Here is an 11,711-nt window from a genome sequence, read left to right as displayed (position 1 = left end):
GGGCGGGAGCTGCGAGTGGACCCGCGGAGGGTGACAGTAGACTTGGATTCAATGAGCACCATGGATCCGGCCGCAGCGGCCATGTATAAAGCAGCCACCGAAGTCCCGGACGCAAAGCCCGGTGACGACGCAACTGTTGAGGCCGACGTCGAGGTTGCAGTCGATTTCGCATCCGAGACGCCTGAGCAACGGAGGGCGCGGTTCGAGCGCGACGCCATGCAGTATGTGGACCAGCTCTATTCGGCCGCCATGCGCATGGCCAGAAATCCCTCGGACGCGGAGGACCTGGTTCAAGAGGCCTACACCAAAGCTTTCTCGGCCTTCCACCAGTACAAGCCGGGTACCAACCTCAAAGCGTGGCTGTACCGCATCCTGACCAACACCTATATCAACCTCTACCGGAAACGGCAGCGCGAACCACTGCAGTCGAATTCGGACACCATCGAAGACTGGCAGCTGGCGCGGGCGGAATCCCATACGTCCACGGGGCTGCGCTCTGCGGAGGCGGAGGCACTGGATCATCTACCGGACTCGGACGTGAAGAGCGCCCTGCAGTCCATTCCGGAGGAATTCCGGCTCGCGGTGTACTTCGCTGACGTCGAAGGCTTCGCCTACAAGGAAATATCAGACATTATGAATACCCCGATCGGGACCGTGATGTCCCGGCTTCATCGCGGCAGGAAAATGTTGCGCGATTTGCTGGCGGATTATGCCGCAGAACGGGGAATCAGCGCCGGCGCGGAAGAAAAGGCCTCGGCCGTCGGCGCGGCTACAAGCAAAAAACAGGAGAAAAGGAAATGAGCTGCCAAGGATTGGGCGACTGCGACGATGCTCGGATGCAGCGTATCTACGAGTACCTCGATGGTGCATTGACCCGCGAAGACATCGCAGAGATCAAAGTACATCTGGAAGACTGCCCGGAGTGCACTGAGCAATACGACCTTGAGTGCGTCATCCGCACCGTGGTCAAGCGCTCCTGCACGGAGGCGGCTCCTGAGAACCTCAAGGCCTCGATCCTGGACAGGATCCACTCGATGAAGTCGGTGGATGTCTAAGAGCTTGGAACGTCTAAGAGCGTGAACGGCAAGGGCCCCGGAAACCTGATGGTTTCCGGGGCCCTCCGCATTAAGTCTTACGCTAAGCCGTTGGCTTAGGTGTTGGGACGCTTGCCGTGGTTTGCGCCGCCGCGCTTACGGTCACGACGCTTACGTGCACGCTTGCTCATAGCTGGCCTCCTTAGATTCTTGATACTCAATAAAGCTGCCCTCCAGTCTCCCACATCCGGGGGGCGCCCCGCGAACCGCGAGGGTTCGGCCGCGGACCGGATTCCGGAGTCAGCCCCGCAGCGAATTCCGGATGGAGATCCTGGCCTGGTTCAGGACAGTCCGCACGGTTTCCAGAGCCACCGGGGTCAAAGCCTTGGAGCCGGCATGCTGGCGCAGCTCGATGCGGAGGTCGTCGCGGAAGGACTGGACCATCAGCTCGGCCTCCTTGAGGATGCGGTGACCCTCCGGAGAGTAGCTACCGGCCCAGGACTGGAATTCCGCGGACTTCGCATTGGCTCGCGCGGCTTCGGCGGTCGCGGCCAGGTCTGCACGCAAGCCGCGCATGTTGCTGCGGATGTCATCGCGGAGATTGTCAGCCAACCGCCGCACGGAGGCGGAGATGTTGTCCTCGACGTCGGCCAGTTCCTCGCGGCGGCTGTTAAGTTCCGCCAACCCGGCAACGGTGATGGAGTAGTTGGTCCGGCGCCCGTCGCTGCTTGTGGCGACAAGTCCCTCCTCCTCCAGTTTCCCGAGTCGCGGATAGATGGTTCCGGCGCTGGGGGAGTAGGTCCCGCCGAAGCGTTCGCCGAGGGCCTTGATGAGTTCATAACCGTGCTTGGGGCCAGATTCGAGAAGCGCCAGCAAATAGAGCCGGAGGGCTCCGTGCGCAAAGACGGGCGGCATCAGAGTCCCTCTTCCCCCGGAACCGAGTGCGCCGCTCCGGGCGTGGGCGCGCTGGCGTGGATGATGAAGGTCTTGCCTGAGACCGTGTTGGTGCGCGACACCATGAGCTGCTCGTCGGGACCCGCGATCGTCTCGACCTTGACGCCGGGTTGGGCATAGAGCCTGTCATCGATCATGACGGTGCCAGTGGCCGATTTGGCCACGATGTCTACCCCCAGGTCGTGGGGCAAGCGGATGGTGAGGTCACCCGAGACAGAATTGGCACCGAAATCCTTGGTGTAGCCGTGGAGGTCGAAGCTGAGGTCGCCGCTGACAGTGTTGGCCCGGATGTTCTTGAAGCGGCCCGAAGCCGTGACTTCGCCCGAGACGCTCTTGGCGGTCATCACGCCGTCGTGATTCCGGGCAATGACTTCGCCGCTGACGGTATTGACATGGAGCTCGCCGTGGGTGCCGTCTGCGAGAACGGAGCCCGACACAGTGTTCAGGCGGATGTGTCCGGTCACGCGCGACACCATGCCGTCCCCGCTCACGGTTCCCGCCTCAACGTCGACGCCGGCCGGCAAGGCGATGCTGATGACGATCGTGTTTGCGCTGGTGTTGTTGACAGTTCCCATCAGGTTGCGGAACCAGCCCTGGGCCCCGTGCAGCTGGTGCCGGACCTCAAGCCGGCCATCAACGAGGCTCACCATCAGGGGGTCGCCGTCGATCTCCGAGACTTCGATCCTGGTGGCCGCTTCATCGTGGGTGACGACGTCAAAGCGCCCCTTGACGATCCCGAGCTTGAGTGAGCTCACGCCGTCGACGTCGATGGTTTGCGGACCGGTAACGGTCCAGTTCTCTTCTGTCATGACCCCTCCAATGGTGAATTCCCCCCAACGCGATATATCGCGTCATAAATTCACGATATATCGCGAATGCGGAGTTGGCAATGGGTCTTGATAATAGGTTTTGTTTGGCCTACTCGGGCTGGGCGATCCTGAGCCACTGGAACCAGCCGCGATGTAGCACGAGCCACGCCATGAGCCCGTATCCCGCCTGGCCCGGCGTGCCTCCGTTGGCTGCGAGGTCGGTGCGCCACTGTTCGTGGTTGAGCAAGGGCGAGAAGGTGTCCACATACTGGTGGTTGCGGCGCGTCGTGACGTCGGCAAAAGCGGCGTTGAGTTCAGCGATCCGGCGGTTCTTGGCCGGGTCGAGCGTGGGTGGGGGCCCTACGACGAATACTTCGATGTTGCTTTGTGAGGCCCCGTCGAGGATGTTGGCCAGATTCAGGCGGCTCCGCGCAGTGGACACGCCGAATTCGATGTCGCGGCCGGACAGTCCGATCACGAGGCGGTTCTCGTGGACATTGCTGAAGCGTCGTCCGGCTTCGTCGAGCCAGCGCCCCGCAAGCCCTTCAGTGCCCTCCATGGGGCAGGGGAGGGAATAGCTCTCGACAAGAACGGCGTCCTGGGGAGTGCGCGCGAGAACCCTTCCGAGCCAGCCCAGAGCCCGGGGGTCACCGAGCCCGGCGAGTAGTTCATCACCAACAGCTGCAATGCGCAGCTTCCTGTCTTCCACAGTTACCTCTTTACCAAAACGTTGCGGTCCTTGCATTGTGTCCGGCTGGGCGGCTGGATTGCCGGACACTTGTTCCATTAACAGAACTGCCCGGCTGGAAGCGGGTATTGAACCTCCAGCCGGGCGGCTTTCTGTATTGAGAGTTTACTTGCGTTCGAATGCCTGCTTCAGCAAAGTGGCCTGCTCCGCGCTGTGGCGCTTCATGGAACCGGCCGCGGTGGAGGCCGACGCCGGACGCGACACAAGGCGGACGTGGCGCTCCAATGCCTGCGGAAGGTTCAAGCCAATGAACGGCCACGGGCCCTGGTTGGCCGGCTCGTCCTGTGCCCAGACGATGTCCGCGTTCGGGTACTTGGCCAGTTCCGCCTCGATCTGAGCCTGGGGCAATGGGTACAGCTGCTCGACGCGGACGATCGCGGTGGAGGTATCGCCGGTCTTCTGGCGGTTCGACAGCAGATCGTAGTAGAGGCGGCCGGACACGAGGATCACTCGGTCGACCTTCTGCGCATCGAAGTTCTCGTGCTCACCGATGACCGGGTTGAAGCCGCCCGTGGTGAAGTCCTCCACCCCCGAAGCCGCAGCCTTGAGGCGCAGAAGCTGCTTCGGGGTGAAGATGATCAACGGCTTGCGCGGACGGCTGTATGCCTGGCGACGCAGCAGGTGGAAGTGCGAGGCAGCCGTGGTGGGATTGGCCACGATCATGTTGTCCTCGGCACACATCTGTAGGAATCGTTCGATCCGGGCGGACGAATGGTCCGGTCCCTGCCCTTCGTAGCCGTGCGGCAGCATCAGCACGAGTGAGGAACGCTGGCCCCACTTCTGTTCGGCAGAGGAGATGAATTCGTCAATGATGGTCTGTGCGCCGTTGACGAAGTCGCCGAACTGGGCTTCCCAGAGCACCAACGCATCCGGGCGTTCCACGGAATAACCGTATTCGAAGCCCATAGCGGCGTATTCGGACAGCAGCGAATCGTAGATCCACAGCTTGGCTTGGTCATCGCTGAGGTTCGCAAGCGGCATCCACTGGCTGCCGTTGGCGCGGTCGTGGAAGACCGCGTGGCGCTGCACGAACGTGCCGCGCCGGGAGTCTTGGCCTGCGAGGCGCACGGGGACGCCCTCCATGCTGAGCGAACCAAAGGCCGCAATCTCGCCGAAGCCCCAGTCGATGCCGCCCTCACGGGACATCTGCTCGCGCTTCTCCAGGAGCTGCTTGAGCTTTGAGTGAACGGTGAAGTCCTCCGGAATGTCCAGGTGCGCCTGGCCGATCCGGTGGAGCATCTCGGCCGAAATGGCAGTAGACGTCGGTGAGTTGGTGCCGAAGTCCGCCTGCTGGGCGATGGGACGCTCGATGTCGGAAACCGCAGCGGAGTCCGCCGTGATGATCGGGATCGGCGACGTTTGCGCCGCATGGGTCTCGGCAAAGACGCGTTCGAGGCGTTCCTGGTAGTCGCGGAGGAGCTGTTCGGCTTCGTCCTCGGTGATGTCGCCACGGCCGATGAGGGATTCCGTGTAGAGCTTGCGGACGGAACGCTTGGCCTCGATCAGGTTGTACATGAGCGGCTGCGTCATCGAGGGGTCGTCGCCCTCGTTGTGTCCGCGGCGGCGGTAGCACACCATGTCCACGATGACGTCCTTGTGGAAGCGCTGGCGGAACTGGTAGGCAAGCTGCGCGATGCGCACAACGGCCTCGGGGTCGTCTCCGTTGACGTGGAAGACCGGTGCCTGGATCATCTTGGCAACGTCGGTGGAGTAGGTGGACGAGCGCGAGGACGACGGGGCGGTGGTGAAGCCGACCTGGTTGTTCACGACGATGTGGATGGTTCCACCGGTGCGGTAGCCACGCAGCTGGGAGAGGTTGAGCGTCTCTGCCACTACGCCCTGGCCTGCGAAGGCGGCGTCGCCGTGAACCATGATGGGCAGCACGGGGAATGCCTCGCCCTGGTCCAGCCGGTCCTGCTTGGCACGGACGATGCCTTCAAGCACGGAGTCCACTGCTTCAAGGTGGGACGGGTTGGCGGCGAGGTAGACCTTGGTCTCATTGCCGTTGTCCGAAGTGAAGGTGCCTTCGGTGCCCAAGTGGTACTTGACGTCGCCGGAGCCCTGCACGGAGCGGGGGTCCTGGGTGCCTTCGAATTCGCGGAAAACCTGGGCGTAGGTCTTGCCGGCGATGTTGGTCAGCACGTTGAGCCGGCCACGGTGGGCCATGCCGATCGCAACCTCGTCAAGGCCGTCGTCGGCGGCGTCGGAAATGATGGTGTCCAGCAGCGGAATCAGGGATTCGCCGCCTTCGAGGGAGAAGCGCTTCTGGCCCACGAACTTGGTCTGCAGGAACGTTTCGAAAGCCTCTGCTGCGTTGAGCTTGGAAACGATGCGCAGCTGCTCTTCGCGGCTCGGCTTCGAATACGGGTGTTCCACCTGGTCCTGGAACCACTTGCGTTCCTCAGGCTCCTGGATGTGCATGTATTCAATGCCAGTGGTCCGGCAGTAGGCATCGCGAAGGACGCCGAGGATGTCGCGGAACTTGAGCATCGGCTTGCCGCCGAAACCGCCGGTGGGCCACTCGCGGTCCAGGTCCCACAGGGTGAGGCCATAGGTCAGGACATCGAGGTCCGGGTGCTTGCGCTGGACGTATTCGAGGGGGTTCGTGTCTGCCATGAGGTGGCCGCGGACCCGGTAGGAGTGGATCAGCTGCTGGATCCGGGCGACCTTGTTGATCTCGTCAGCGGGATCGACCTGGAGGTCGGGGCTCCAACGGACGGGCTCGTAGGGAATGCGCAGGGCTTCGAAGATCTCGTCGTAGAAGTTCTGGGCACCGAGGAGCAGCTGGTGGACGAGCTTGAGGAATTCGCCGCTGCCGGCACCCTGGATGACGCGGTGGTCATAGGTGGACGTCAGGGTGAGGATCTTGCTGATGGCGTTCTGGGCGATGATCTTCTCGCTGGCGCCTTGCCATTCAGCCGGGTAGTCGAGCGCGCCGACGCCGATGATGGCGGCCTGGCCCTTCGAGAGCCGGGGCACGGAGTGCACGGTACCGATGCCACCCGGGTTTGTCAGGGAGACGGTAGTGCCCGCGTGGTCGTCGGCCGTGAGCTTGCCGTTGCGGGCGCGCTTGATGAGGTCTTCGTAGGTATGCCAGAACTCCGCGAAGTTCATGGTCTCGGCCTTCTTGATGTTGGGAACCATCAGGAGGCGGGTGCCGTCGGGCTTGGGCATGTCAATGGCGATGCCGAAGTTGACGTGTGCGGGCTGCACGGCAACGGGCTTGCCGTCTACTTCGTCGTAGTACACGTTCATCGACGGGAATTGGGACAGTGCGCGGACCACTGCGTAGCCGATGAGGTGGGTGAAGGAGACCTTGCCGCCGCGGGCACGGGCAAGGTTGGAGTTGATGACAACGCGGTTGTCGATCAGGAGCTTTGCGGGCACGGCCCGGACGCTCGTCGCGGTAGGAACTTCGAGGCTCATGACCATGTTGGTGGCAATGGCCTTGGCCGGGCCCCGGAGGACGGAGACGACGTCCTCTTCCGGCGGGGTGGGAGCCTTGGTGCTCTTGGGAAGCTGTGCCGGAATCGGCTGGGACTGGCTGCCGTCGGACACCTTCTGTGCGCCGTCCTTGGCGACAGTAGCCGGAGCCTTCTTGACCGGCGCGGGAGCAGCCGGAGCGGGTGTGGAGGCGGCTGCCGGGGCAACCACGGGCGCAATCGGCGTCATTGCCGTTGCGGCGGCCTGTGCCACGACAGGAAGTTCACGAGTGGGAGGATTCGAAGGGGCTGCGGAGGTTCCGTTGGAAGAAGTGCCGTCAGCGGTATCGAAGGATTCGAAAAGCGGCCACCACTTGGCGTCCACCGAGTTCTTGTCCTGCTGGTACCGCTCGTACAGTTCGTCAACGAGCCACTCGTTTCCGCCAAATTCCTCGGGTAGACGGTGGCTTGGCTGCTCTGGCACTTGAAATACGCCTCTTCCATGAGTGTTGATTTCCAGCTGGCCCGGGAAACTGCAGGGATGCAAAGGCAAGCCAGGGTCTGGGTCCCGCGAACTCAGACCCTAGCCAGTCTAGTGACGTGCGACGTCTATCTGCCAATAGTGGTGACCTAAATCATGTCAATCCGGATTTGCGCCGTGCCCCGCACTTTGAGGGGGGCCGATTTTCCTGTGTTTTTCCGCGGCTGGCAACTGTTCAGACGCCTGCTGGCCTTGCTATGGCTGGTGAATTCGCCAGGCTGCCGGACTGTAGACTGGAGTTCTTATGGACAGTAATTCTAGGTGCCGGCCTGGGAACTGCAGGGGAAGCCGCTTGGCAACCTCCGCGCAGCGCACCCGTCGAGCCGGCAATGCCCGTACACATGCCCATCGCACCCCGGAGCTCCAGGCCGGCGCGGCAGCGGATCGTTCATCCGCTGCGTCCGACCAACCCCCGCCGGGTCAACCAGCCTCTAACGTTCGCCGGCGTTTTTCCCGGCTGTCTGCTGCATCCGGTGGTGGCCTTTAATGGAGTGGTTGCTCCTTCTCGCCGGCGTGCTCCTGATTCTTGGCACGGGCTTCTTCGTCGCCGTCGAATTCTCTCTTGTGGCACTGGACCAGGCGACCGTCCAAAGAGCAGTCAACGACGGCGACCATGCCGCCGTCGCGCTCCTCAAGTGCCTTAAATCCTTATCAACGCAGCTCTCGAGCTGCCAATTGGGGATCACCCTGACCACTTTGCTGACCGGCTTCGTCATGGAGCCGTCGGTCGGCTACCTCCTGCATGGGCCGCTGCTCTGGGTGGGAATGCCTGAGGCCGCCGCGGAGTCCCTGTCACTCATCCTCGCGATGGTCTTCGCCACGGTGTTGTCGATGCTGATCGGTGAGCTCGTCCCCAAGAACATGGCCATCGCCTTGGCGTTTCCCTGGGCCGCGCCTTGGCCCGGCCGCAGCTCGTGTTCACGGCCGTCTTCAAACCCGCCATCGTGGTGCTCAACGGTTTTTCCAACAAGATGCTCAACCTCGTGGGGCTCGAGGCCAAAGAAGAGATTTCGGGCGCCCGCTCGCCTTCTGAACTGGCGTCCCTGGTGCGCCGTTCGGCAGAGTTGGGGACCCTCGACGCCGGAACGGCAAACTTCGTTGCGCGGACGCTGAAATTCTCAGCCCGCACGGCGGCCGATGTCATGACGCCGCGCATCCGCATGGAAACCATCGACGCCGATCAGCCGGTATCGGACATCATCGAGGCTGCCCGGCGCACGGGATATTCGCGCTTTCCGGTCATTGGTGATTCCGCCGATGACATCCGCGGCGTGGTGCACATCAAGAAAGCAGTGTCCGTTCCCGCGGAACGCAGGGGCCGCCTTGAGGCCGGTGCCATCATGTCTGAGGTCTTGAGCGTTCCCGAAACCATCCATCTTGACTCCCTGCTTCTGGAACTCCGCGAGGGCAACCTGCAACTCGCCGTCGTGCTCGATGAATACGGCGGAACCGCAGGGATTGCAACCCTTGAGGACCTGGTGGAGGAAATTGTGGGCGAAGTGGCGGATGAACACGACAGGGTCCGGCCGGGCTTGCTGCAAAGTGCCTCCGGGGATTGGTACTTTCCCGGACTATTGCGCCCGGACGAAGTCAGCGAACAGATCCCGGGCCTGACGGTTCCTGATGATCCCGCGTATGAAACAGTGGGCGGCTATGTCATGAGCCAACTGGGGCGGATCGCCGTTGTTGGCGATGCTGTCGAAGCAGGCGGCGGCACCCTGTCCGTCACCCGCATGGACGGGCGCCGGATCGACCGCATCTGTTTCCATCCCACGGTGCTCGGCCCTGACGATGAAGATGATGACCAAGGCGGGGCGGTGGATCTGGCTTCGGCCGCATGGCAAAGCAGTAAGCAAGCCAGCAAGCGGGCGGCCAGGAGCAGCGGCAAGTCCGCCGGCGACGCTGTGCGCAACTCCGCAGCCAAATCCAACCGCAAAGGCCGTGCAGCATGAGTGACTGGGCTGGAATCTTGTGGCTCGTGGTGCTGTTGATCGGCAACGCCTTTTTTGTGGGCGCGGAGTTTGCGGTGATGTCTGCGCGCCGCAGCCAGATCGAGCCTTTGGCCCGGGACGGTTCCAAGCGCGCTCAGACCACACTGCATGCGATGGAGAACGTCTCGCTGATGTTGGCCTGTGCCCAGCTCGGCATTACCGTCTGCTCCTTGCTCATCCTCCAAGTGGCCGAGCCCGCCATCCACCACCTGTTCGGTGCGCCTCTAGAGGCCGTGGGTGTCCCGGTTGAACTGGCGGACGTCATCGCTTTCGCGATTGCCTTGTTGGCGGTGACTTTCCTGCACGTAACCTTTGGCGAGATGGTCCCCAAGAACATCTCGGTTTCCGTAGCGGACAAGGCAGCGTTGTTGCTCGCACCTCCGCTGGTCCATATCGCCCGGTTCGTGAAGCCCGTTATCTGGACACTGAACTGGTTGGCGAACCACATCCTGCGGCTGATGAAGATCGAGCCGAAGGATGAGGTGACCTCCTCTTTCACGCTCGAAGAGGTGCAGTCAATCGTCCAGGAATCGACGCGGCACGGATTGGTGGCCGACGGCGCAGGATTGCTAAGCGGTGCCTTGGAATTCTCTGAGCACACAGCGGCACACATCATGGTGCCGATCGACAAGTTGGTAATGCTCAAGCCTGGCTCTACGCCGCGGCAACTCGAGAAGGTTGTGAGCCGCACCGGGTTCTCGCGCTTCCCTGTGCTGGACGACGACGGCGCGCTGACTGGCTACCTGCATATCAAGGATGTGCTCTCCATCCCGGAGGAAGGGCAACGCTATCCGATTGCGGAAAGCAGGATTCGGTCCCTCGTGAACCTCGCTCCTGAAGACGAGATTGAGGATGCCATGTCCGTCATGCAGCGGACAGGGTCCCACCTTGGCCGTGTTGTGGGCACAGGTGGGGCGACGCTGGGTGTGTTGTTCCTGGAGGACGTTATCGAGCAGTTGGTTGGCGAGATCCGGGATGCGACCCAGGCAACGGGGATCCGGAGGCTGGGCGGATCAGAGTCCGGATAGCTCCCTTGCCGGCCCTCAAGAGGCCGGCAAGGGCTTTCTCAAATCCTAAATAGGAATCATTCCCATTTATGGATAGACTCAGTGAGCCAACTATTGTGCTTGATTCTCATTAGAGTAGATCCGAGGTTCCCGTGCGACGTCTCGCCGCCCGTTTTTCACTGACCGCTTCCGCTGGACTTGCCGTTCTGCTCGCCGCCTGCGCGGCACCCGGCGCGACGGCGCCGTCGTCCTCAACAGGCGCGATAAATGTGGTCGCTTCCACGAGTGTCTACGGCGACATCGTCAAGACGGTCGGCGGTGACAAAGTTTCCGTGACGTCCATCATCGCCAAGACCAGCCAGGATCCGCACTCCTACGAGGCAAACACCCAGGACAAGCTGGCCATCTCCAAGGCCCAGTTGCTGATCGACAATGGCGCAGGCTATGACGACTTCTTCACCAAGCTCAGCAGTGACAGTAAAGTCCCGGCGGACAAAATCATTACCGCCGTCAACGCATCCGGTCTCCTGCCCGCGGGCACCAGCAGCGCATCTCCTGCAGCGGTACCGGAAGGGTTCAATGAGCATGTCTGGTACAACTTTGACGCTATGGGAAAGGTGGCCGATGCCGTGGCCGCGAAGCTCGGAAGCTTGAACTCCACCGACGCCAAGACCTTCACTGCCAACGCGGACAAGTTCAAGGCCTCGCTGACCGGGCTGAGCGCCAAAGTCGCTGAGATCAAGGCTTCCAAGGCTTCCGCTCCGGTAGCCATCACCGAGCCTGTCCCGGGCTATTTGCTTGACGCTGCGGGCCTGGAAAACAAGACACCGGAAGCCTTTAGCCATGCGATTGAAGCGGGCTCGGACGTTCCGCCTGCAGCGGTCAAGGAAACGAGCGATCTGATCACCTCGAAAGCCGTTCGCTTCCTGGCATACAACGAGCAGACCGCGAGCGCCGAGACGGAAAAGCTGAAGGCCGCAGCATCAACTGCCGGAGTTCCGGTTGTCGGTTTCACGGAAACGCTCCCGGAAGGTAAGGACTACGTCACCTGGATGACAGCCAATGTGAGCAACGTGGCAGCCGCGCTGAGCAAGTAGACGGCCCCAAGCACAATAAGGACAGGCAGGCCCCGCAATCGTCCTAAGATATACAGGGCGGCTGCGGGGCCTTCTCTTTTCATCCAAGCGCGGGCCGCCAGCAGCATA

General features: G+C 62.1%; 10 protein-coding genes and 1 pseudogene. 5 read left to right on the top strand and 6 right to left on the bottom strand.

Translation table 11 applies throughout. From position 1 onward, the window contains the following. Window positions 1-51 precede the first annotated feature (51 nt). Entirely contained in the window at window positions 52-801 is a 750-nt protein-coding gene (locus ACF0H6_RS04805) for a sigma-70 family RNA polymerase sigma factor (RefSeq protein ID WP_395248656.1), read from the top strand. After that, complete coding sequence (gene rsrA, locus ACF0H6_RS04800; protein WP_395248655.1) at window positions 798-1,055, top strand: mycothiol system anti-sigma-R factor; 258 nt, start codon at window positions 798-800, stop codon at window positions 1,053-1,055. The genes ACF0H6_RS04805 and rsrA overlap by 4 nt, the downstream gene beginning before the upstream one ends. A 95-nt stretch (window positions 1,056-1,150) precedes the next feature. Here rsrA and ACF0H6_RS04795 read toward each other — a convergent pair whose 3' ends face one another. From ACF0H6_RS04795 to ACF0H6_RS04770, 6 genes are all read right to left on the bottom strand, one after another. Next, the gene (locus tag ACF0H6_RS04795) at window positions 1,151-1,225 is read right to left on the bottom strand and encodes a 50S ribosomal protein bL37 (RefSeq protein WP_369299106.1); all 75 of its coding nucleotides are present in this window, start codon (window positions 1,223-1,225) and stop codon (window positions 1,151-1,153) included. A 109-nt stretch (window positions 1,226-1,334) separates the two neighbouring features. Continuing rightward, on the bottom strand, window positions 1,335-1,949 hold the full coding sequence (locus tag ACF0H6_RS04790) for a PadR family transcriptional regulator (RefSeq protein ID WP_395248654.1): 615 nt from the start codon (window positions 1,947-1,949) through the stop codon (window positions 1,335-1,337). Then, the gene (locus ACF0H6_RS04785; RefSeq protein ID WP_395248653.1) at window positions 1,949-2,797 is read right to left on the bottom strand and encodes a DUF4097 family beta strand repeat-containing protein; all 849 of its coding nucleotides are present in this window, start codon (window positions 2,795-2,797) and stop codon (window positions 1,949-1,951) included. Before ACF0H6_RS04785 ends, ACF0H6_RS04790 begins: the two co-directional genes overlap by 1 nt. A gap of 109 nt (window positions 2,798-2,906) precedes the next feature. Continuing rightward, window positions 2,907-3,506: a GDSL-type esterase/lipase family protein gene (locus ACF0H6_RS04780; protein ID WP_269992429.1), complete on the bottom strand. Its 600-nt coding sequence runs from the start codon at window positions 3,504-3,506 to the stop codon at window positions 2,907-2,909. Between the two features lie 144 nt (window positions 3,507-3,650). Further along, on the bottom strand, window positions 3,651-7,451 hold the full coding sequence (locus tag ACF0H6_RS04775; RefSeq protein ID WP_395248652.1) for a multifunctional oxoglutarate decarboxylase/oxoglutarate dehydrogenase thiamine pyrophosphate-binding subunit/dihydrolipoyllysine-residue succinyltransferase subunit: 3,801 nt from the start codon (window positions 7,449-7,451) through the stop codon (window positions 3,651-3,653). Between the two features lie 540 nt (window positions 7,452-7,991). Further along, on the bottom strand, window positions 7,992-8,123 hold the full coding sequence (locus tag ACF0H6_RS04770) for a hypothetical protein (protein WP_395249953.1): 132 nt from the start codon (window positions 8,121-8,123) through the stop codon (window positions 7,992-7,994). Here ACF0H6_RS04770 and ACF0H6_RS04765 point away from each other — a divergent pair. From ACF0H6_RS04765 to ACF0H6_RS04755, 3 genes and pseudogenes are all read left to right on the top strand, one after another. Beyond that, window positions 8,073-9,460 (top strand): annotated as a pseudogene (locus ACF0H6_RS04765) (hemolysin family protein). The gene ACF0H6_RS04770 and the pseudogene ACF0H6_RS04765 overlap by 51 nt on opposite strands. Further along, window positions 9,457-10,527: a hemolysin family protein gene (locus ACF0H6_RS04760; protein WP_395248651.1), complete on the top strand. Its 1,071-nt coding sequence runs from the start codon at window positions 9,457-9,459 to the stop codon at window positions 10,525-10,527. Before ACF0H6_RS04765 ends, ACF0H6_RS04760 begins: the two are co-directional and overlap by 4 nt. 131 nt (window positions 10,528-10,658) lie before the next feature. Then, window positions 10,659-11,603: a metal ABC transporter solute-binding protein, Zn/Mn family gene (locus ACF0H6_RS04755; RefSeq protein ID WP_395248650.1), complete on the top strand. Its 945-nt coding sequence runs from the start codon at window positions 10,659-10,661 to the stop codon at window positions 11,601-11,603. Window positions 11,604-11,711 lie beyond the last annotated feature (108 nt).

The sequence above is a fragment of the Arthrobacter sp. NA-172 genome (assembly GCF_043952055.1).
Lineage (GTDB): Bacteria > Actinomycetota > Actinomycetes > Actinomycetales > Micrococcaceae > Arthrobacter.
Note: the sequence above shows the minus strand (reverse complement) of the source record. Positions and strands in the feature narration are given on the sequence as shown.